The 22,621-nt window shown below is 64.7% G+C and carries 5 protein-coding genes; 4 read left to right on the forward strand and 1 reads right to left on the reverse strand.

What is annotated here, in order from left to right; translation table 11 throughout:
* Positions 1 to 3: 3 nt before the first annotated feature.
* The 4 genes from OH491_RS16995 to OH491_RS17010 all read left to right on the forward strand — a co-directional run bounded on the left by OH491_RS16995 (position 4) and on the right by OH491_RS17010 (position 18,971).
* Positions 4 to 12,141, forward strand: a complete 12,138-nt coding sequence (locus tag OH491_RS16995; protein WP_145928792.1) for an InlB B-repeat-containing protein — start codon at positions 4 to 6, stop codon at positions 12,139 to 12,141.
* Complete coding sequence (locus OH491_RS17000; RefSeq protein WP_334319305.1) at positions 12,131 to 12,556, forward strand: hypothetical protein; 426 nt, start codon at positions 12,131 to 12,133, stop codon at positions 12,554 to 12,556. The genes OH491_RS16995 and OH491_RS17000 overlap by 11 nt, the downstream gene beginning before the upstream one ends.
* Positions 12,557 to 12,604: 48 nt before the next feature.
* Complete coding sequence (locus tag OH491_RS17005; RefSeq protein ID WP_068770395.1) at positions 12,605 to 14,107, forward strand: DUF11 domain-containing protein; 1,503 nt, start codon at positions 12,605 to 12,607, stop codon at positions 14,105 to 14,107.
* Between the two features lie 271 nt (positions 14,108 to 14,378).
* Positions 14,379 to 18,971 carry a LysM peptidoglycan-binding domain-containing protein gene (locus tag OH491_RS17010; protein WP_342750613.1) on the forward strand — a complete coding sequence of 1,531 codons (4,593 nt, stop codon included), beginning with the start codon at positions 14,379 to 14,381 and terminating at the stop codon, positions 18,969 to 18,971.
* 460 nt (positions 18,972 to 19,431) lie between these two features.
* On the opposite strand, the gene OH491_RS17015 is transcribed toward OH491_RS17010, so the two are convergent.
* Positions 19,432 to 22,617, reverse strand: a complete 3,186-nt coding sequence (locus OH491_RS17015) for a M12 family metallo-peptidase (RefSeq protein ID WP_084442185.1) — start codon at positions 22,615 to 22,617, stop codon at positions 19,432 to 19,434.
* Positions 22,618 to 22,621 lie beyond the last annotated feature (4 nt).

Below are 22,621 nucleotides of genomic sequence, written 5' to 3' on the forward strand. Positions count from 1 at the left end.
GCCATGACTCCCAAATTTGTCGTCAGGATATTTGTTTTCATTTTGGCATCCGCAGCGTTGCATGCCGGACCAGTAAACTCGTATCTGACCGTCAGGAAGAGCGATCAAGCCGGGATCGGCGGGCTCGTGGTCTCGACTCCCAGTTGCGTGCTGGATTCCCCGGCATCACTGGCGAACGGCACTTCCGTGACACTCACGGCAAGCGTTCCCGACACACTCACCGGGCGATTCCTGTGGTGGGAGCACAAGATCGGCGGGGGTCTCCTGGTCGGCGCCAAACAAAAAAGCACGGATAATTCCATCACCATTACGATGAGCGAGGCGGATGGGGACCAAGAGATCGTCGCGGTATTTGCATCCAATGCAGTTGAGAAAAGCGTCACCCTGAAGGCCTCTCCAACCGCCGGGGGCGCGGTATCGGCGGAATCTGAAAGTGGTGTGGCGTTGGATGCTGCTGCGCTGGCTTCGTTGCGAGGATCTCCTTTTGCGCTTATTCGCCTGAACGGCTCGATGAGCCCCGGATATCAATTTGACGGATGGACGGCAAACACCCCTTTGATTACCCTGCCCTCGCAGTTGCAGGGCGGCACCGCGATGATCTATGGCGATGGGGAAATTACCGGGCATTTTTCAGTCCGTACCTATTCGCTTTCGGTGACAGTGAACCCGTCTGGGGGCGGACGCACGGCTGAAGTGGTTGGGGTGTCCAGATACGTGTCAGGCGACAGCGCCACCTTGAAGGTGACCGGCTGTCCGGCGGATTATGAGTTTGTAAGATGGAACAAGATTTCGGGAGAGTTGGCTTTCCTTGGCGGGGCGAGCTCATCGACGGCACAGGAAGTGCAGGTCACCCTTGGCTCCCCTGAAGGCGCCGGATGGGTAGTCGAGGCTGAGTTCAGGAAAATCTACAGCGGCCCCCTCGGTGCCATCACCGTTGGCGCGGCATCCGGGGGGTATGTGGTGGTGAGAGGAGGCACGATTGCCGGCGGCAGCAACGACACTTTTACCGGGGAGATCGGACAGCCATTGGATTTGAGGGCCAATGTGTATAACACCAGTGAATACGAATTTACCGGATGGGAAGGCATCTCGGGTGCCAATGCGATGACAGTCGCCACTTTTGCCGGCACGCCTCAATCGGTGAGGGCTCTGTTCCAGCCGAGGCCCCTTTCTTTTACTGTCAAAGTAGATCCCGCCGCCGGGGGAGTGCTCACGGCACAAAGCGGCACCTTGTCGGTTTCCACCGGGGGAACGCCCACGCGCCAGTTCCCGTTTAACAGCCGCATCTCCTTAGTCGCGAGTGCGAACCCGGGGTATGATTTCCATAAATTCAATCTGCTGCCCACTTCGCTTTCGCTTGAAAGCGTGAGCGGAAACACCGCCGAGTTTATTCACAAGAAAGCTTCGACATCGATCACCGCCACATTCAAAAAACGCTCCGACTTGCAGACGCTGACCGTGACCTCTGGCTCGGGCGGCGGCGTGGTCGCGAGCGGATCGTATAACACCTATTCCGACACCAGCCTTCCCCCGGCGGATAATCCGGTGATTACAAAATCCATGAACGTGGCGGCGGGGACGACCGAGGCGGAAAACTTCGCGCGGGACACCATGGTGCGGCTGGAGGCGGTCCCGGCGGCAAACCATGCTTTTGACGGCTGGACCTCCTCGGAAAGCCTGGGGGCTTCCGGCACGACCTCCATTTCCCTGACCGGCGACAAGACGGTCACGGCCAGATTCAGGCGCACCGCCTCGGCACTGCGGATGGAAGTGTGGCCGCAGGCCGCCTTCGATGCCGGCGCCCGCGTGAAGGTGTCCGGCGCGGTGCAATCCGGGCGGGTGTCGGAAACCACGCAATCCTCGACGGGCTCGGTGCTCGTCGAGGCGGTGAAGACGGGCGGCGGCCCCGAGTCGGACAGGTGGGTGTTCCTCCGGTGGGAGTCCGACTGGCCCGATATCAACAACACCACGCATCCGTCGTTCAATGTTAACATGAACGCGGACCGGAGCATCAAGGCCGTGTTTGCCGCCAGACCCAAGGTGACAATCGCCGTGGCGCCCGCCGGCGCGGTGGGACGGGCTTATGTGGAGTCGGACGGCAGAACCCAGCAGGACTATAACGCCAATGACACCGCGACCATCTACGCGGAGAAAACGAGTCCCGGCTGGCATTTTACCGGTTTCACCATCGCCACCTCCAGCACGACCGCGACCGTCGGCGGGGCTCCCGACGGCGGAAAACTCAGGCATCAGTTCACGGTGACGGAAGACACCACGGTCACCGCGAATTTCGAGCGGGGCGTCAGCGCCCAGATGTGGGTGAAAAGGGTCACGGCCTCACAGCCGGATTCCGAGGAGGACATCACCGGCATCAACGTCAATGACAGGCATAACATCAAGGGCGACTCCTATGTCCGCCACGGGAACAGCCAGAATCTGGTCAGCATGGTGCCGCCCGCCTCTGAGTCCTTCTGGTTCCAAGCGGACAGTTCCATCAGTTTGAGCGCCACGAAGGTGCTCGATTACCCGAATGGCAACACCTACCGTTTCGTCCGCTGGCGGATTCAGAATGAGGTCTCCGGGGTCTGGACGGAAACGACCTCGACCTCGATGGTTTATAATTATACCATTCCGGCCGCCTCCGGCTCCCTCAAATTTTTCGCCTGCTACACCGACGAGCGCGATATCCAGGCGGGCGTGGAGTTGGACGGTGCCTTGCTGTCCGGGTCGGTCGCCAGCGCCCGCGGCATCACGGTCAAGTATGACAACGCCCCGCTCGTGGTCGGGACCGGCACGCCGGACAACAAGCTCCAGTATTCAGGCTCCGGCCGCTCGCTCGTGACCAGCAGCAGCGGCGGTGGCGGCGGCAGTCCCGCGCCCGCTCCTTCCGGCGCGCCTCGGGCGGCCGGCGGCCTCAGGAGCGCAGGGGCTCCCGTGGCTCTTGGCGGGCCTCTCGGCGCCCCTGCGGACGACGTGATTTTCCGCGGCTGGAGCGTGACCGGCGAGTCGAAGGGCCAGCCGAACAGTATCGTCGATCTCGCCAGCCCGTCCACCACGCTGGAGGTCCGCGCCGACGGCAGCGTGACCGCGCGCTACAAGAGCAAGATCGTGCTCAACGTCGGGCTCAAGACCATCCCCGCGGGGGCGACCGGCCTGACGCTCGGCGAGATGGTGTCGGGGACAAACACCACCACCGGCGAGACGCTTGCCATGGGGTCGGGCGCCACGGTTTCCCTGGCGCTCGGCCGGGGCGACACTGTCACGCTCACCGCGCAGGAGGAAAAGAAGATCGGCGCGGACACTTATCGCTTCGCCGGCTGGGACCGGGACGGCGACGGCGTCCTGGCCGAGGGCGAGCGCACCACCAACCGCGTGCTCAATCCCAACACCAGCCTGCCGGAAAGCACGGTCAACGCATTTTACGAGCGCATGCAGAAGCTCACGGTGGACGTCATTCCGGACAGGAACTCCGGGCGCGTCTCTATCGAAACCGTGCCGGTTCCCCCGGAGTCGCTGCCCTACACGGACGAGTATGGCTACGGGCGCGCCCGCACGCTGAAGGCCGAGCCCGGCACCGGCATGCGGTTTGTCCAGTGGATCGTCACGGGCTCGGCGACGCTCAGCGCCTCCGCCACCACCGCGGTGAACGCCATCGCGATGTATTCCGACTGCGAGGCCATCGCCGAGTTCGAGCCGAGACCGAACGACCTCGAGGTGCAGATACGCCTGAACGGAGGCTCGGGCTCCGTGCCCTCGTCCCTGAAGGTTGACGCCGACGGCACCCAGCTCGCATCCGGCGAAAGCAAAACTTACTACTACGGCAACAACGCCAAGGTCACCGCCATCGTCCCGCCCGGCGGCGCGTATATATTTGACCGCTGGGAGACGGCGGCGGGCTACTCCCCGATCAAGACCGCGCCGGGCGGCGCGGGCTCCGTGGACACCCGCAGCAATCCCGGCTATGTGGAGATGCTCGGGCCGCAGACCGTGATCGCCCACTATACGGGCGTCCACCGCCTCACGCTCAATGTTGACACCCAAGGCGGCGGCACGGGCGGCACGGTTACGCTGGACCGCTCCACCTCGCCGTTGCTGCCGCGGGCCGAGTCGGGCGACACCTACACCTATTATTACAACGATCCCTACGGCATGACCGCGGCGGCGGCGGCGGGATACCGGTTCATCGGATGGCGCATCGACGACGGCAGCGGCAATCCTCCCTCGACCGTCGCGTCGCCGCGCCACTCGGGCGCCATCCGGAGCGACCTGACCATCACGGCCGTGTTCGCGAAGGAATACACCATCACCTTTGAGGTCACGCCCCGCATTGACAGGATCGGCGGCTGGGTCAGCAAACCGTCCGCCGGCACCACGTTCGCCACCTACACGGCCTACCACGGCGAACGCATCAACTCGGTCGAGGCCGCCCCCAACGTGGACTATGGCTTCAGCTTTGTCAGGTGGATCGCCGACGCCGCGGCATTGGACACGACCGGGCAGCCGGTGAACGGTTCGACTTCCAGTGTGGCCTCGCTGGTGGTCACCGGCCCGCACATCCTGACGGCGAATTTCACCCAGGCGGGCAGGGAGATCAAAATCATCGCGCAAATCGTCGTGGACGACGTGCCGGACACGGGCAAAGCATCGGGACTCGGCATCTTCGCCAACGGCTCCACGGTGCCCGGCGCCGGGACGGGGACGACGCTCGCGCACGGCGATGAGAAATTATACTACATCGGCGACCATGCGACGCTGGACGCCTCCGTGCCGCTCGCGCTTCAGGACACCTATGTGTTCATGGCGTGGGAGGAAGGCGACGTCGCGACTCGCGAGCTCAATCCCCTGCTCGCGACCAAGACGGTCACCGCCCACTACCGGACCAAGGCGCGGCTGACGATGGCGATTTCGCCGGAGGGCATCGGCACGACCACGCCCTCGGTGGGCGCGCACCCGTCGGGCGCCGACTCGGAGCGTGATTATTATGTCGGCAAGGTCATCCCCACGGTGCGCACCGACCTCCGGTCCGACACCATGGACTTCTATGCCTTCACCGGCTGGACCACCGTCGGCGGCGCCGGGCCGCAGAACCCGGACAGCACCAGCACCAGCGTCACGCTGGACGTCCGGGAAAAGGCGCTCACCGCCAACTACGTCGCCGGCCACAAGCTGGAGGTCCGCGTGAAATACGAGAGCGAGGCCAATGCCTCCCAGGCGGTGCAGTTCACCACCGTGGCTGGCAGCCGCACCGCCGTTTCCTCCGGCGGCGGAAACAGCGCCGGCATCTGGCAGTCGGGCCCGCAGGTCATAAACTATTCGCTACGCACGATACCGGACGGAGAGGATATCGAAATCCGGGCCTACACCAACAGCCCTTCCTACCGGTTTGTCGGCTGGATTCAGAACGAGGGTGACACCCCGTCCGGCGGCCCGAATCTCGTGGTGCACATGGACTCGGCCAAGACCTACACCGCCGTGTTCGAGCGCGTCCGCGTGCAACTCAAGGTTTACACCATCCCGGGCGGCGTTGACGGCGTGAAAGCCGAGGCCGTGACGAATGCGAAGCTCGTTTCCGGCGAGGGCGCCGAGCCGCGGGTCTATGAGGTGTTTTACGGTCAGGCCCCCACGCTTCAGGCTACCTCCACCAATCCCGACTACTATTTCTCCCGCTGGATCAGGGGCGGGTCTTACACCGAACTCAGGCCGGGTGAGACGGCGATAACCGCCAACCCTTGGTCGCCCGGCGCCCTGACCGCGGGCGTGACGGAGATCACGGCCTATTTCGGGGCAGGCGGGAGCCTCCGGACGCTGTTCCTGTTCACCGAGCCGGTGGCCAATGTGGACATCCACCACGTGGACGCGCCCGGCGCGTCGAGCCGCACCTACACCACCATGACGTTCGCGGACGGGGAGACCCGCCCCGTGTGCATCGCTTATGTCGCGGTGAGCACGATCGATCTCTATACGAACATCCCCATCCGTGCCGATTCCACGGCGTCGGGGATGGAAAATGACCATAATTCCTCCGCCACCGCCGAGCACCCCGATGGCCAGACCTACGGATTCCTCCGCTGGAAGCCCGAACGCTACAACCATGACGTGTCCGCGGCGGGCTCTTACCTGCGTGATCTCTACGAAAACAACACCTATATCAGGCACCCGCGCTCTGCGGAAATAACAGGAGGGTCGCTCTATTACACCGCCGTTTATGCGCTGCCGGGCGCCTACAGTCTCACGCTCAGGCTGGAACTGGCCGCCCATGAGGACGGCACTCCCGTGGAGCTCGATCCGGATTACGCGAACGATTTCAAGGAAGTCTCGGGTTTCAATGATCTGGTGGGCAACATCAACGGGAGCACGCTGGATCCCTTCACCGGCAGCCCGTTGCTGTTTGTGAATCGCTCCATCCGCGAAAAACGCGCCATCATGTCCAGTCCGCATACCGAGACCTTCAGCGCCGACGATGAATTCACGTCCGGCCCGTATAGCATCTATAAATGGACGTTTGAAAGGCCTTGGGGCAATGTGATCGGGGAAGTGACCGGCGACTCCGCCGACTTTTCCTTGGAGGGCTCGTCTCCCGCGCCGCGAGCCGCCGCGCGCGGGGCCGCCGCGTCTCCCTTCGGCGGCCCGACGGCCAGTCCGGCGGGCGGGTCGGGCTGGGGTTGGGGAGACGGAGGCTGGGGAAGGAGAGGCCAGTCCCCGGCGGGCAATTCCTACGGCATACAATCCGGCGAGACCGGGGAGTCGGAGCGCGTCACCGCCTATGTGAGCCTGCTGTGGGGCAAGATCAGCATGACCAGGCCCGTCTTCATCCAGCCGGAGACATGGACGACCACGCCGGAGGTCGCGAATCCGGGCGGCTTCACCTTCCTCCGCTATGCGAACACGGGGGTCCCGGCGGACATATTCTACGCCAAGGATGTCTCGCCCGCGCCCGCGCCCTACGTGAAGCAAGCCATGCGCGTGCATGGCGGCACGCCGCCGGTGCTCAACTTTGCCAGCACGCCCGCGAATTACCGCGCCGCGGGCTGGAGCCTCGACGGCACCACGACGATTGCCTTCACCCAGTCCGGGTTCAGTTGGGCCTCCTGGCCGTCAGGCTGGCCCCGGAAAGTCGAGGAAGATATCGACGTCACGCCGGTTTACATCCGCAGGATGCAAGCCACGGCGGTGCTGAAGGTGAGCGACGAGGCCGCCTCCGGCTTCGGCAATAATTTCAACGACAAGGTTGACTTCATGTATGTCGGCACCCTCGACAAGGGGACTTCGACCCTGTCCTCCACCTATGATTACATGGGCGGCATCCAGCTCAAGGCCACGCCCGACGCGGCGCAGTTCCATGTCCTGGAGAAATGGATCATCGAGCGGGCCAAGGCCGACGGCGGCACGACCTTCGATCCCGCCGACACGGAGGAAGTCATCGTGACCGACTCGTCCCAGCACACGCTCAACGTCACGGTGGAGTACCCGGTCAGGGTCACGGCGGTGTTTGGCTACAAAAAATTCGACTTCCATGCCGATGTCGCCGACAGCCTCGACGGCGCCAAGCACGGCAAGGTCATGATCGACGGCAAGCCCGCCGGCGGCGACCTGTTCGTCACGGCCTCCTCCTTCTACAGCAAGGTGCACACCATCACCGCGATTCCCGACGCGGGCTATGCGTTGGCGCCCCATGTCGGATGGACGGTTTCGCCCTCCGGTCTCTCGATCCCCGCCGACCGCTTCGCGCCCGAGACCACGATCAACGTGGAGGCTGAAAAAACCGCGACCGCGCACTTCGAGCGCATGGTCACGCTCACCATGCGGCTCACCCCGGCGGAGCTGATGGGCTCCTCGTATGCGCACCTGACGACGCCGACGGCGGGAGTCCACCACACGCTCGGCGGCAAGCAACTGGTCGATACCTCCACCGTCACCGTCGCCGCCGGCGTTGACGGCGACTATGACTTCATCGACTGGACCATCGAGGATGACAACGGCACGCGCACCGCGGCCGGCTCCTCCCAGACGCTCAGCCTGCTGGGCAACACCATCGCGACGGCCAATTACAACCGCCTGCACGAGGTCACGCTGAGCGTCGATCCCGCGCCCTTCGCCGAGGAAAGCTCCGCGAGGATGAGCAGCTCCACCTACGCCACCGCGCCCTCGCTCACGGTCACGGCCAACGGCACCGCCACCGGCGCCAAGAAATACCGCACGGGCGCCGTCCTGAACTTCACGGCGACGCCGGGCGCGCACTTCACCTTCAAGCATTGGGAAATCGCCATCGACGGCGTGCCGCAGGCGCCGGACACGAGCCCGGCCATGACGCTCACGGTCGGCGCCCCGATCACCGCCAAGGCCGTGTATGAACCCAAAAACTACACCATCACGGTCAATCACGCCTCCCATGACATGGCGCCTCCGGGGCTCAACCCGCCCATGGCCGCGACCCTGACCGCCACCCATGCCTCGGGCTTCGGCTCCGATGTTACGCGCGACCTGCTCGCCGAGGGCAACAGCGTCACGCTGCCCTATGGCACTGACATCAGCCTCGCGACCAGCCCGGCCTTGCATTATGCCTTCCTCGAATGGACCGGCGGCGTCCCGAATCCCTCCACCGCCATGCCGCTCACATTCAAGGTGGATGGAAACCGCACGGTCACAGCTTGGTTCCAGCGCAGCCATTATCTGCTGGAAACGACGGTCCTGCCCAATGACACCAGCGGCTCGATCACCGTCATTTCCGGAACCCGGAGCGGAAACCCCAGCGTCCATGCCCGCAATGAAGTGCTCAAACTCGGCGTGGCGGACACCGCCGCGACGATCTTCCAGAAATGGGAGAACAACACCATCGACCGCGAGCGAACGGTGACCATGAACGCCGACCGTTCGCTGACCGCGACCTTTGTCAAGGCGGTCTATATCAAGATCGACAACGACAACGCCCGCGGCACGGTGACAGTCGAAGGCGCGCGCAAGAAGGAGGGCGACTATTACGTGTTCGCCGAGGGCGACCCCATCTCCATCAGCGCGAACCCCGCCGAGCACTACGACTTCGACCGCTGGACCTTCAGCCCCGCCAAGCCCGCGGACGCGACCGCCGACGACAACGCGGCGCTCACCTTCACGGCCGGCGACAGCGTGGACATCACGGCGCTGTTCACGGAAAAGAACTACTCCATCAAGGTGACCGCCCAGCCGGTTGCCGGCGTGACCTCCGTCACGGGCACGCAACCGCCGTCGGGTTACCATGACTTCCTCGTGACCGACACGACCTCGCGCCTGTATGGATCGCCGGCGATGATGGTCACGGTCACGCCCAAGGACGAACCCGGCGAGCGCTACCGCTTCGACAACTGGGACGGCAACAGCAGCCTGCCCAACCCAACCCGTGTCTGGAATTGCGACAGCAACGTCGTCTGGGTCGCGCACTTGCTGCGGCAGGCCCGGATTGTGGTTGCCGACCCGATCGACATCACGATCCATGCCGGCGGCGAGCCCGGCGGAGGCAGTGTCGTGGTTGCGCCCGGCGAATACCGCGTGGACGTGGGCGGCACCCTCGTCGTCACGCCGGCTCCCGCCGCCGGGTATGAGTTCGCCGAATGGCGCGGACTCCCCGGCACGGGCGCAAACGTGGATATCCTCACGGACAGGCTCACCCTCGCCATCAACGCCACCAACGCGGGCGAGGACATCGTGCTCACCCCGTGCTTCCGCAAACAGACCCACCAAGTGACCGTCAGGCAGTGGAATCAGGCGTCCGGCATGGAGGTTGACGCTGGCAGCATCAGTCTTTCGCCCACGCCCGTGTCCGGGGGGAACAAATACAACGACGGCACCGTGGTGACCGCCAAGGTCACTTCCGTTTACTCCGGCTATCGCTTCCTGGGCTGGGATACCGACAACGATCCCTCGCACATGGTCGATGTCGCCGCGACGGCGGATATGAAATATACTTTCACGATCACGAATGGCACCACCCTCTATGCGGTGTTCAAGCCGGTGTATCGGCTGACCCTTTCGGCCAGTCCCGCCTCTGCCGGCACGGTGGCGGTGGTCGGCGCCAGCAACGCCTCCAAGGTTGACGTGAGCCCGGGCGTCTACGAATTCGACCAAGGCACGACTGTCACCGTCAGGGCCACGGCCACCGGTTCGCTCCCATTCCTTGAATGGGTGGGGGATGTGTCCTCCGTGACATCGCCCGAAACGACGGTCGAGATGATTCAGGACCGCGTGGTCACGGCATTATTTGGTTCGCTGGTGTTTCATAATCTGACCATCAATGTTTCCCCGGCGGGCAAGGGAACAGTCTCCGCTTCGGGGGAGAGCACGCTGGTCACCCATACCCGGACAATTTCTCGCCGGGAAAACACCGATGTGGTGTTGGCTGCCGCCGTCACGGAGCCCGGATATGTGTTTGCCGGTTGGTCCGGCGACGCATCCGCTGCCAGTGCGGGCGCACTGGTGAGTATTGATGGCCCCAAGACCGTGACGGCCAATTTCGAACGTGCGATCTACGAGATCACCGCCCGTCCGCAGGTTCTCGGCACCGGCACGGTGTCAGGATTGAACGTAGATGGACGTTATTACTATGACGAAGAAATCACGCTTACTGCCACACCGGCACCAGGGTATCATTTTGTCCAATGGATCACCAGCGGAGAGGACTTGACCCCCATCGGCACCAATGCGGCCAAGCTCGTGGTCAAACGTTCCCAGCTTGTTCTGGCGCAATTTGAACCCGACGGCGAAGGATATGGCGTTACCGTATATGTCGTCGGAGGCCAGCTCGTAAGCAAAGTGAAGATTTCGGATCCTGATTACGGGGAAGTATGGGAAATCACGGTCAGGCCGGATCAGCATCACTCGTTTTACAGGTGGGAGGGTGATGACAGCTTCGCTTACGGGAGGCTGGAAAATGGTGATTACGTATGCAGGGTATACACAGGCGATGGTCCCAAGGAGGTGACCGCCGTCTTTGCGCTCGATGCCTATGCGGCGACTGCCGTCGCAAGTCCGGCGCATGCAGGCTCTGCCCAAATCTTTATCGAGGAGGGAACCTCATATATAAATGATGCTGGGCAGGTCGTGTATCCCGCCGGAACCAAATTGCGTTTCATTGCGACTGAGGCCAATGGAGACTGGATGTTCACCAACTGGGACAATCTCGGCGAGATTGTGGATGACAGCAATCCCAAGAGCGTGGTCGTGCGGGTGAGGGACAGGACGATCACCGCTGTCGCCCACTTTGACCCGGTGCCAACGCTGCATCACGTTACGTTTAAGATGAACTTTATTGGAGCCCCGTGCGATCAGGCTAGGATCACGATGGGAGGCGCGACGCACAACAGGGTGGATGGCCCCATTACCAAAATATTTAGGGAAGGAGCGACCGTGGTGGCCCGTTGTGTCATCCAGCGTGACGATTCAGGTCGGGCGGTGCCGTTTATTATTGATGGCTGGCACGGGCTCGGCATACATGCTGCCGATCCGGTCACCGAGTCCGATGGTTCTGGCTCAACCGCGTCGGTCACAGTGTCGAGCGGGGATTTGATGATTACCGTGGACATCAGGCCAATCGGCGCGTTGCTTCAAACTAGGACGACAATAGCAGGGAAGCCGGATGACGGAGTGGTTTCCACTGAAGGTGCCACAATCACGATGGGTGATCAGTATAACATAGGCGATGAGGTCATGGTCTGGCTCACGGTGAATCCAGGCTACCGTCTTGACGACAAGAATGTCACTGATGATGGCTGGAGCATCAATACCTACGGTATCATGTTGGGTGGCGCCTCCAGTGTTTTCATGGAGTTTGCCGTGGTGACGCCGGGCACGTTCACTGGTGCATCCGATGATGCAACACACAGCCATTATCGGGAGTATGCCCGGGACGCCGATGGCAATTATATTGTTCCGGGTCATAATCGTCGCCTTGTCATCAAGTATGATCCTTCGGACGATGCTCCCAGGCAGTATGGCAAACGGGTGCGCCTGAATGGCGAAATCACCATCGCCTCGAGCCGGGTTATCGAAGAGGGCGATGGCCCCGGTACCGGTGGTGGCGCGGAAACGAGATACCGGGTGGAATCCGAGTCCAGCAATAGGCTGGACAGCAGTCGCAACAAATCGAGCGGATTTATGTTCCATGATGAATGAGAAGGTGCTGTATCTTCTGGCGGCGATCAAGGAGCCGGCCGCTCCCTTGATCGACTCGCGGGTGATCGATCTCGCCCTTCTGTTCGTCGGGCTGGTCGTGGCCGTAGCCGCCGTATGGCTGCAATGGGGGCATTTCAAACGCTCCCATCCGGCCCATCCGCAGGGCAGCGCGACCACCGCCCCGTTTGGCGCGAGCCCGCACCGGCGCTGGAAAAACCTCTACTGGCGCGAGGTGCGCGCCACGTTTTTCCTCGCGTTGATTTCGCTGATCATGGTCGGTTTCACCGTCGTGTTCCACAAGGAGGTGACCATGCCCGGCGTGGTCTCGATCGTCTTCTGGCTCGGAATGTTTTTCTACAACCTCTGGGTCGCGCAATGGCTCGCCTGGCGCATCGCCACCAGGCGAAAACGTTGACGCGCCCGTGTGTCCCGAGGTTCGTGTCCGCCCATCGGTAATTTTTTTATGATGCAAAATCCCTCCGTCCGATTCCGCACGTGGTTTCTCGCCGCGGCCTTGCTGGCCGCGCCATTTGTCCGGTTGCCCGCCGATGGCGTGGCGCCGCCCGTGCCGCCGACCCCCGGCATCCCGCCGCCGCCCGCCGCCGCCGCGCCGCGCTTCAGCTCCGATCTCTATCGGGTGGAAAAGCAGATTGTCTCCTCGTCGGGCAGGGTGGGGGAGGAGGCGGTTTACAGCATCCGCGTGGATGCGCGCGACGACATCGAGCAGGTGCGCCTGCTGGAGATCCTCCCGCCCGGGCTCGAATACATCGGCGCGGAACCGGCGCCGGCCGAGGTCGTGAACGGCGCCTATCTCTGGGCGTGGGAGGGCATGCAGCGCAACACCTCCCGCGAGGTGCGCCTCCGTGTGCGCCCGGCGGACGGCGGATGGTTTGTCACCAATACCAAGGTGGCCGTCGTGCCCGTCGTCGCGCTGCCGCTTTTTGCGGGCCGGCCCAAGCTGCAACTCGAAAAGACCGGCCCCTCGGCCGCCGAGCTCGGCAGCGACATCAACTTCCAGCTCGTCGTGAGCAACGTCGGCACGGCGGCGGCGGAAAACGTCCGCGTCTCCGACACGCTGCCCGCCGGCCTTTACGGCGCCGACCGCAGCGGCAACGTCGTCAACTTCCACATCGACCGGCTGGCGGCCGGCGAGCGGCGCGTCTTCGACGTGCCGGTGAAGGCCGCCGTCAAGGGCGAGTGGGACAACCACGCCAACGTCTTTTTCGAGCAGGCGATCCAGGCCAACGCCACCGCTCACGTCTCGATCGTCGAATCCAAGGTCTCCATTGCCAAGAGCGGCCCGGCGCGCGCCTACACGTTTACCGAGGCCGGCTACACCATCACCGTGCACAACGACGGCGACACCGTGCTGGAGAACATCCGGCTGGCCGACGAGGTCGTGGACGGACTGCGTTTCGTCGAGGCGTCGGACGGCGGCCAGTTCCACCGCGACACGGTCACCTGGACGATTCCGCGCCTCGCGCAGGGCGAAAGCGCCTCCCGCACCGTGCGGCTCTCCGGCCAGAAAATCTACACCTCGACCGCCGAGGCCGTGGCGACGCTTGTCACCGGCAAGCAGGCGAAAGCCTCCGCCACCACGGTGTGGGAAGGCGCCCCCGGCGTGCTCACCGAGCTGATGGAGGACGTCGATCCCGTGCGGGTCGGCAAAAACGTCGTCTATACGGTTCGCATCACCAACCAGAGCCCGATGACCGCGATCACCGGCGATGTGCTTCTCAAGCTGACCGGAGAACTGCGTCCGCTGGAGGTGACCAAAAAATCCGGCGCAGCCATCGACGGGCAGGACATCATTGCGAAGGGCGTGCAGATCAAGCCGAAGGGCTCCTATACCTTCAAGGTCACGACCGAGGCCGTCAAATCCGGCATGGCGTGGGCGCGGCTGGAGTTCAGCGCCGACTTCCTGCAACGTCCCTCCGTGAAGGAAGAGTCCACCAACGTGTATTGATCTCCCCGGCGTCCTCCGTGCATGCATGGGTGCGTCCTGCGCGCGACGCATGCATGGAAAATGTCCGTGCCGCCCGCCCTCTCTTCCCCAAGACGGGCGGGCGGATTGTTTTCGAGCCGGGCGCCCCGGATTCTGCAAAAAGCGGATGGATGCCGAAATTTCGATGGATGCCACTGAAGCCTTGGATTGCATCCGGGAAGATTTACATCATTTTTTCATTCCTCGCTTTGGACGCAATTCCACGCAGCGTCCATAGCACCTGAGCAATGGCATGAACCAAGCACCCTCGTCCCGTTATTCCCTCGCCGCACTCGCATGGTTGCTGGCCCTGCTGGGCGCCACTCCGGCCATGGCCGCCACGCCGGACGAGATCGCCGCCTTGCGCGCCCAGGCCATCGCGGGCTCGCCCGCCGCCCAATACAATCTCGGCCTCGTTTATCTGAACCAGGAGGACGCCGCCTACGATCCGGCCGAGGCCTACGCATGGATGCAGCTCGCCTCCGAAAATGGCGTCGCCGGATTGTCCCTCGGCACCCTTTCCGCCCGGCTCGACGCCGCCCAGTCCGGCCGCGCCACCAGGCGCCTCGCCGAACTCCGCGCCGCCGTCGCGGCGGCAAAGCCCGCGCGTCCGCCTGTCGTTTCCGTCTCCCCCGTCAGCGCCGCGCCGCTCACCGCGGCGCAGGCGGGTCCGGTCGCCGCCGCCAACCCCGCGCCCCAGGGCGCCGCCGCCGTGAACGAACTCACCGCCATGATGGAATCGCTCATCGCGGAAAACAAACAACTCAGGGCCACCGTTGTCGCCCAGGAAAACCGCCAGTCCCTTCTCCAGCAGGAACTCTCCGCCGCCCGGCTCGACGCCGCCCAGTCCGCCGCCAACGAGAAAAAGAAAAACGAAAACCTCGCCCGCGACCTCGCCTCCGCCCGCCAGTCCACGGCCGCGCTGGAGAAAAAAAACGACGCGCTCGCCACCGAGGCCCGCGACCTCGCCGGGCAGCTTGCGCAAACCCGCGCCGCCGCCGGCCAGGCCCGGGATGAATCCCTCAAGGAACTCACCGCCCTGCGCTCCGACCACGCCGAGGCCGCCCGGCAAAACGCCGACCTCGCCGGGAAACTTGCCGCCGCCGAAAAACTCTCCGCCGAACTCGACGCCTCGAAACGCAGCCTTCAGGCCGCGCGCGCCTCCCACGCCGAGGCCGCCGCGCTCCTCGACTCCACCCGCACCCAGCTCGACGCGGTGCGCAAGGAAAATGCCAGCCTCGCGCAGCAACTCGCCGCCAGCCAGTCCACCGCCACCCTCGTCGCCTCCCAGGGCTCCGCCGCCCGGCAGCAACTCGAGGAATCACGCCGCGAACTCGAAACCGACCGCGCCGCCGCCGACCAGGCCGCGCGCGAAACCAAAACGCTCCAGCGCCAGCTTGCCGCCCGCCAGCAGGAACTCGACGCCGCCCTCGCCGAGTCCGGAACGAAGCAGGAAAAAATCTCCGCCCTCGAAACCCGGCTGGCCGACATCCAGACCCGCGTCGCCTCGTCCGACGAATCCGCCGCCAAAACCATCGGCGAACTCCGCGACCGGCTCGGCGTCGCGCAACAACAACTCGACGAAGCTGGCGCGACCAACGTCCGGCTCGCCGATGACTCCGCCGCCCGGCGCGGCCAAATTGACACCCTGCGCGCCGAACTCGACTCCGCCAAGACCGCCGCCCGCGCCGCAAACGAAGCCGCCGCGCAAACCGTCGCACAGCTCCAGTCCCGGCTCGCCGACCGCCAGAAGGAACTCGATGCCTCGCTTTCCGAATCCGGCGCGAAACAGGAAAAGGTCGCCGCTCTCGAAACCCTGATTGCCGAGCTTCAGGAAACCGCCGCCAAAACAGCCGGGGAACTCCGCGACCAACTCGACGCGACCCGGCGCCAGCGCGACGAATCCGTCTCCGAATCCGTCTCCGAATCCGGCGCGAAGCAGGAAAGAATCGCAGAGCTCGAAACCCGGCTGGTCGAAACCGCCGCCGCCCGCGACGAGACCGCGCGCCAGCTTGCCGCCTCGCAGGAACAGGCCGCCGGCTTGTCCACGGATTCGGCCGCCCTTCGCGAACAGATCGCCCGGCTCAATGCCGAACTCGAAACGACAAAAACCGCCGCCCATGCCTCGGACGAAACGGCCGCGCGGCTCGCCGCCGAACTTCGCCAGGAACTTTCCGCCGCGCAAACCCGGCTGGCCGACGCCCAGACCCGCGCCGCCTCGTCTGATGAAGCCGCCACCAAAACCATCGGTGAACTCCGCGACCGGCTCGGGGTCGCGCAACAACAACTCACCGAAACCAACGAGGCCAACGCCCGGCTCGCCGATGACTCCGCCGCCCGGCGCGGCCAAATCGACACGCTGCGCGCCGAACTCGATTCCGCCAAGACCGCCGCCCACGCGGCAAACGAAACCGCCGCGCAAACCATCGAACAACTCCAGTCCCGGCTCGCCGACCGCCAGCGGCAACTCGACGCGGCCCTCTCCGAATCCGGCGCGAAACAGGACAAGATCACCGCGCTCGAAACCCAACTCGCCGACATCCAGAGCCGCGCCGTTTCATCCGACGAAGCCACCGCCAAGGCCATCGCCGGCCTCCGCGACCAGCTCGACGAGAGCCGGCGCCAGCGCGACGAATCTGCTTCCGATGCTGGCGCGAAGCAGGAAAAAATCACCGCGCTGGAAACCCGGCTGGCCGAAACCGTCGCCGCCCGCGACGAGACCGCGCGCCAGCTTGCTGCCTCGCAGGAACAGGCCGCCGGTTTGTCCAGGGATTCCGCCGCCCTCCGCGAGCAGATCGCCCGGCTCGACACCGAGCTCGAAACGACAAAAACCTCCGCCCGCGCCTCGGACGAGTCTGCCGCGCAAACCATCGAACAACTCCAGTCCCGGCTCGCCGACCGCCAGCGGCAACTCGACGCGGCCCTCTCCGAGTCCGGTGCGAAACAGGATAAGATCGCCGCGCTCGAAACCCAGCTCGCCGACATCCAGAGTCGCGCCGTTTCATCCGACGAATCCGCCGCCAAGACCATCGCCGGGCTTCGCGACCAGCTCGGTGCCGCGCAGCAGCAACTCACCGAAGCCAATGAGGCCAGCACCCGCCTCGCCGACGACTCCGCCGCCCAGCGCGGGCAACTCGACACCCTGCGCGCCGAACTCGATTCCGCCAAGACCGCTGCCCTTGCCTCCGGCGAAACCGCCGCGCAAACCATCGCCGAATTTCGCCGCCAGCTCGACGACTCCCGGGCCGGCGATGCCGCGAAACAGGAAGCCATCACCCGCCTCGAAGCCCGGTTCGCCGATACAAACACCTCCCTTGAACAAACCGCCCGGCAACTCACCGAGGCCGGCGAAAACATCGCCCGCCTGACCGAAAATGCCGCCGCCCTCCGCGAGCAAAACACCACCCTGCTTGCCGGACTCGAAACGGCCAAAAGCAACGCCGCCGCCGCCGATCAAACCGCCGCGCAGACCATCTCCGACCTTCGCGATCAACTCGACGCGACCCGGCGGCAGCTCGCCGAGTTCATCGCCGACGCCGCGGAAAAACAGGACAAGCTCGCCGCGCAGGACACCCGGCTGGCCGAAATCGCCGCCGCCCGCGACGAGACCGCGCGCCAACTTGCCGCCTCGCAGGAACAAGCCGCCGGTTTGTCCAGGGATTCCGCCGCCCTCCGCGAGCAGATCGCCCGGCTCGACACCGAGCTCGAAACGACAAAAACCGCCGCCCGCGCCTCGGACGAAACCGCCGCCCAAACCATCACCGCCCAGCGCGGACAAATCGACACCCTTCGCGCCGAACTCGATACTGCCAAGACCGGTGCGTCCGCCGCCGCCGAAACCGCCGCGCAAACCATCGCACAACACCGCGCCGACCTCGACACCGCCCGCCGGCAACTCGCCGACACCCGGGAAACCGTCGCGCGTCTCACTGGCGACGCGGACGGCCTCCGCGAGCAGATCGCCAGCCTGAACGCTGGGCTGGAGACGGCCAGGACCGGCGCCGCCGAGGCCGCCCGGGCCGCCGCCCATTCGCTCGAGCAACTCCGCGTCCGGCTCGATGCCGCGGAGCAGCAGCGCGACGAGGCCGCCGCCGCAGCCGGCGCCAGGCAGGAAAAAATCACCTTGCTGGAAAAACAACTCGCCGACACCCAGGCCGAGACCGCCTCGTCCGCCGAGGCCGCCGCCAAGACCGCCGCCGGGCTCCGCGAGCAACTCGCCGCCTCCGGTGAATCCGCCGCCCGCCTCACCGAGGCCGCCGCCGCCCTGCGCGAGCAGAACGCCACCCTGCGCGTGGAGCTTGCCGACACCAAGTCGCGCGCGACCACCTCCCTCGAAACCGCCGCGCAGACCATCGGCAAGCTCCACGCCGAACTCGAAGCCAGGAAACGCCAGTTCGAGGACGCCCTTGCCGACTCCCGCGCCCGGCAGGAACGGGTCATGATCCTCGAAAAAAACCTCGCGGACACCGTCGCCGCCGCCCGGCACGAACGCGGCCAGATCATGCAGCAGCTTGCCGCCACCCAGTCCGAGCTCGACCAAACCCGCCGCTATATCGCGGATATCGCCGCGGGCTACCAGAACCTCGCCTCGCGCGCCGCCCAGCTCGCCGGTCCGGCTCCCGCGGCCCCCGCCCGCCCGCTTTCCACCCCCGCCCGCCCGGCGCCGCCCCCGCCCGCAGTTCTTCCCGTGCGCACCCACAAGGTCGCCGCCGGCGACACCCTTTCCAAGCTGGCCAAGGACTATTATGGCTCCGTCGAGCGCTGGCCGGAAATCTACGAGGCCAATCGCGAAGCCCTCAAAAATCCCGCCTCCCTCGACCTTGGGATGGAACTCCTCATCCCCTGACCGCCGGCCCGGCCTTCACCGCGGGGCTTGGCGGTTTGCATGGTGTTTTTCTTCGACATTGGCGCGTCGGCGCCGAAGGGCGTAAGCCTCCGGCTGATACCCATTCACAATGATAATTGGACAAATGGAGGGCCGAGCTCCTGCGAGGCCGTCGCGGTCGGACGTAACGTTTTCCGGCGACGGCCTCGCAGGAGCTCGGCCCTCCATCGAAAGGATATTTTCATTGGGAATTGTATGAGATCCTTTTGGAGGGGCGGCCTCCCGTCCGTCCGGGTCGGGTGGCATGGGCGTCCCGCCCATGCGACGGCGCTCCGCGCCGCGAGGCCTCGATCAACAGGGGCGGGGTCGCTCATGCCACCCAATCCCACGGGCGGGACGCCCGTGCCACGCAAACCACACAGAAGACGACACGGAGGTCGTCCTTCCATCAAAAGCCGTGTATTCCGTCATCGTCCGCGTATCAACGGCGCGGGCGGACGAAGCGCAATCCGGCCAGCGCGGCAAACGCGAGCAGAAGCCACGGCGAGGGCGCGCCGCCGCCGGTGCTGCTTTGTTCCGCAGATCCATTGCCGCCGGTCGTTGGCGGCGGCGGAGGCTCGGGCGGCGGCTGTTGCTTGAGTTCGAGGGTCGAGATCCGGTTTTGATGGTCGGGCTCGATTTTGCGAATGGCGGCATTGCCGGTGTCGGCCACGTAGAGGTGGCCGTCCACCCCGGCGATGATGTCCCGCGGATACTTGAAGCGCGCCTGCGCCGCCGTGCCGTCGGCGCGCGTGGGTTCCAGCGGGTCGCCCGCCAGGGTGCCGGCCTCGTAGTTGCCCGTGCTGTTGGTGAAGACCGTGCGGATGGCGGAATTTTCGCAATCGGCCACGTAGAGCGTGCCGCTCCGGAACGCGAGTCCCATGGGCCGGTTGAAATGGGCGTCGAAGCCGGCGCCGTCGCTGAAGGCCGCCTCGCCCGGCAGCCCGGCGATGGTGGCCAGGGTGCCGCTGTCGATCTTGCGGATGACGTGGTTGCCAGTGTCGGCCACGTAGATTTCGCCGGAGTCGGTCACCACGATGCCGGAGGGTTGGTTGAGCCGGGCGCCGGCCGCGTCGCCGTCGGCCCAGCCTGCTTCCCCGTCGGCGCCGAAAAGGGTGGTCACCGTGCCGCCGGCGATCACGCGGATCGCGTGGTTGAGGGTGTCGGCCACATAGACGGTTCCGGTGGCAACCGCCACGTCGCCCGGACTGGTGAATCGCGCCGTGGCGGCCGCGTCGCCGTCGGCGAGGCCGGAGGCGGACGCGCCGGCGAAGGTCGTGACCGAGGGGGCCAGGGTGCCGGCGTGGGTGACGAGGCGGATTTGATGATTGCCGCTGTCGGCCACGTAGAGGTCGCGCGCGGGAGTGATGGCGATGCCGCTGGGGCTGTTGAAACGGGCCTCGCCGCCGGCGCCGTTGGCGAGGCCGGGCGCCTCGGTTTCGCCGGCATAGGAGCCGACGTGGAAGGTCCCGGAGGCCGCGGGGGCGATGGTGCGGATGGCGTGCAGTTTGTCGTCGGCGACGTAGAGGGTGCCGGTGCCGTCGCGCGCCAGCGAGACCGGGCTGGGCACGAGGGATTCGACGACCCGGAGCGTGGTGACGCTGCTCGCGGAATGACTCACCGTGTCGATGACGTTGGTCGCGGTGCACCGATATTGGTAGGCGTTCATGTCCGGGGTGAGGCCGGAGATGACGAGGCGGGCGCCGTCCTCGGAAATCACATAGGTGCCGCCGTGCGGGGGGATTTCCCCGTTGCCCAGCAGTATCCAGGTCGTCCCGCCGTCGGGGGACATTTCCCATGTGATCTGCGCCTTTGGATAGCCATCCGCCACGGCCGCCAGCGTGACATCGAAGTCGCGCACGCCGTCCGTGGCGACGGGGAGCCGCTGGAGCTCCACCGGCTTGGTGTAGGCGATGAACGTGCCCTCCAGCGTGTATTCGCCCGCGCTGCCGTAGGCGGTGAAGCCGGAGGAGGCTGCGCTCGAGCCGGAGCCGGCGTAGCCGATGCCCCGGACTTGCAGGTAATACGAGGAGCCGCCTTCCAGTGTCAGGGATTCGATGCGCGCGTCCATCTCGGGCGAATCGGGGTCGCCGGCGGTCGCGATGGCGGGCAGGCCGTAAAAGAAGGGTTGCACCTCGAAGGAAAGTTTCGCGTCCGCCGCCACCGCCGCCGGCCTGGCGTGGATGGCGACGGTGTAATAGGAGGAGCCCGCGGCGCCGGGGAGCGTGAGCCGGTGCATGTTGACGTCGGTGTCGCCCAGAAGGACGGCGGACTGGCTGAACGTGCTGCCGCTGGTGAGGGGGATGGTGGTGGCGTCGAAACGTCCTCCGCCGATGCCGTCGGCGGTGAAACCGACACCGTTGTCCGCATCGCCAATGATGGCGATGTCGTCTTCGTGATTATTCGCCCCCTCGTATTCGCCTTTGCTCCATTGCACGATTCTCGCCGTAAATGCCGCGCCCATGATAGCGCCCCAAGAGTTGTCGGCATGGCCGCTGTAGTATTCTTCGGAGCCCGGTCCGCCATCATGCCCAAGCCCGAAAGTATGACCAAGCTCATGGGAGGCCGTTTCGGGCATACTTGTGTAGGGTGCATCGTTGAACGCCCAGCACGGCTCATCCTTGTTGGCGGAGAATGAGTTGAGGTAGGCCCATCCACCCGCGAGTCCCTCGCTATCCGCAATCCATGCCTGATCGGGCGTAAAGATGCAGCGCATCCGTTTGTTTTTCGGGGCACTATTGAAACGCTCAACATCCGTGGTCACATTGACATTGAACGGCCTGAAATCCTCGCTGACCACGTTCCAAATATGAACAATTTCGTCCGCGGTAAGGGCGAATGATCGCGCGACGATTGGATTGCCGTCATTGAATTCACTGTTCCAGTTGGTATCAGTCACTGTTTCCCCGTCGAAATCCAAATAAAGCACTCCGCTGGCGTTCTCGCGGCTGTTGCGCAGGGGAATCTCGATGGGAGCGGAAGCCGCGCCTTTGGAAGATTGACCTCCCGGCATCAAGGGGAATTGCACGCACATCACTTTCCCGATGGGGACTTGCCGAAGCCAACCCCGCCCATCGGCTCCCGTGGTGATAGTGTAGGCAAGTTTTTCGCCGCGCAGTGTGATGAGACCGGACAGATCGCCATTATCAAGGCTGAGGAAAAATCCCGCGCGCTCATGGCCGGTCATTGTTCCGCCGACATGTCGAGAGGAGTCATCGATGGCGACCATGTTTACTTTGCCACGCATCTGCTTTCCTCCGCCTAAGTCGAAATCGATGAAATCTCCCTTGTTGATGGCAGGCAGCGCGGTGTGTGCAGCGGCAAGATCGATTTCCATCGCCGATGTTGTGGTGCCATGTGGAGCCGGGGCGTCAGCCACTTTTCCCGTGAGTTCCCACGGGGAGACAGCGCCACCGGTAGGGGTCGCCTCGGCGGACTCGCCTGCGGCGGCGGCGGATTGCTCCATCGCGTCCGCCGTCACGGATTTATGCGGCGCGGCGGAGGCAGGTTGAGCCGTCTCCTCCCGTGCATGGGACGCGTGGCCGGCGTGCCGCGCATTCCAGCGCCAGGCAACAATTAACGCGGCTAGCAACAGGCAGACCGCAATCAATGGACGAACGTGTTTCATGGTG

Source organism: Termitidicoccus mucosus (genome assembly GCF_038725785.1).
Classification (GTDB): Bacteria; Verrucomicrobiota; Verrucomicrobiia; order Opitutales; family Opitutaceae; genus Termitidicoccus; species Termitidicoccus mucosus.